Below are 1,529 nucleotides of genomic sequence, written 5' to 3' on the forward strand. Positions count from 1 at the left end.
CTTGACCATCTTGCCGCCAAACAGTTCCGTGACCTGTCCGGTGGCGAGGCTCAGCGGCTGATGCTTGCGCGCGCGGTCGCCTCCCACGCGGGACTGCTTCTTGTGGATGAGCCGACAGCACAACTTGATTTGGCGACTGCGGCGAGCGTGAACCGAACCTTGCACGGGTTGTCGATATCAGGGGCGATTGTCGTGGTCGCCACACATGATCCGCGCACCCGCGACGCGTGCACGGACATCATCGATTTGAGGGACTACCAGTGAGCCGGGAACAAGATACCGTTGCGCCTGCCATTGACCGGGATACGGCTGCGACAGGGCGTATGCGTCTGCGTGGTGTCGTGGACGAAGCATGGCGGGATATTGTGTCCGGAACCTCGCATGCGTTCATGCTTATGTTGATTCTCGCCGCGTTGGTCGGCGGGTTGTCTGCTGCCGACCTGTTCAGCATTCGGTCAATAGCGCAGCAGGTTGACCGGTATATCGCATCGAGCGCGTCGACGTACGTCATCGAGTTCAAAGGCAGGATTAGCGGTGAAGCATGCGAACGGTTGTCCAGTGTGGACGGGGTGCTCGCATCCGGCGCGTTACGGTCGAAGAACGACAAGGTCACATCCGCCGTCCTGCCATCTGCGAGTATTCCTTCGCTTGATGCCACGACCGGGGCGCTTGGTGTCTTTGCTTCTTCGACCCGTTCCGGCACTGTTACGTTGTCTACCAGGGATTACGATGGCATCTGGCTCTCCTCCCAGGCAGCGCAGTCTGTGAACGCTTCCGCCGGAAGCCAACTCGCATTGCATGCCGGTGGCAGTGTACGAATCGCCGGCGTATTCCAGTATCCGGACGACGGTAGGTCATCCAATTACCAATATGTGGCGCTCAGCCAGGTTCCGGTTGATGCAAACGATTTCGACCAGTGCGTGGTGAAGACCTGGCCGGTTCCGGATGCCCTGCAGGCGTTGTTGCAATCCACGGTATCCTCATGGCCTTCGGATGCTTCGCAGCAACCAACGATCAGCCAATTGAATGCGACGCAAGGCTCGAAGTTGGATGCCGTCAAGGCGTTCCGGGAGAGACAGAGTGCACTGGCTCCACTCGTGATGCTGGTCATTGCGTTCTTCATCGGATTCGCCGTTGTCCGTGTCAGGCGGCTCGAACTTGCATCCGCCATGCATTGCGGCGAACCCAAGACCGCGCTCTGGCTGCAGATGCTGCTCGAGGCGTTGGTCTGGTGCTGTTCGGCGATACTGGTGACGCTGCCATTGACGATCTGGGCGATTACCCATATGGATACGGGGATCATCATTGCCTCACCGACGCTTGTTGGTATTCTTTCCAGAGTTCCAGCGGCGGCCCTTGCGGGTGTGTTGGCCGGTGTCACGCTTGCGATGCTGGTCACTCGCGAACGTGACCTGTTCAGATATTTTAAGAATCGATGACCGGAAGCTGGGATTTGTAGTGTTTTTCACGACAAGGATTTGCATCGTGCGATGAAGTGCGAAACAATGCAATCGTGACGTCAACGAGGC

At 58.1% G+C, this 1,529-nt stretch carries 2 protein-coding genes; both read left to right on the plus strand.

What is annotated here, in order from left to right:
• The coding region (locus ACI38B_RS02705; RefSeq protein ID WP_439729422.1) for an ATP-binding cassette domain-containing protein at nt 1-264 on the plus strand (264 nt) is incomplete at its 5' end.
• Complete coding sequence (locus tag ACI38B_RS02710) at nt 261-1,439, plus strand: hypothetical protein (RefSeq protein WP_439729423.1); 1,179 nt, start codon at nt 261-263, stop codon at nt 1,437-1,439. The genes ACI38B_RS02705 and ACI38B_RS02710, both read left to right, overlap by 4 nt.
• The last annotated feature ends 90 nt before the right edge of the window (nt 1,440-1,529 follow it).

Source organism: Bifidobacterium sp., from assembly GCF_051876855.1.
Lineage (GTDB): Bacteria > Actinomycetota > Actinomycetes > Actinomycetales > Bifidobacteriaceae > Bifidobacterium.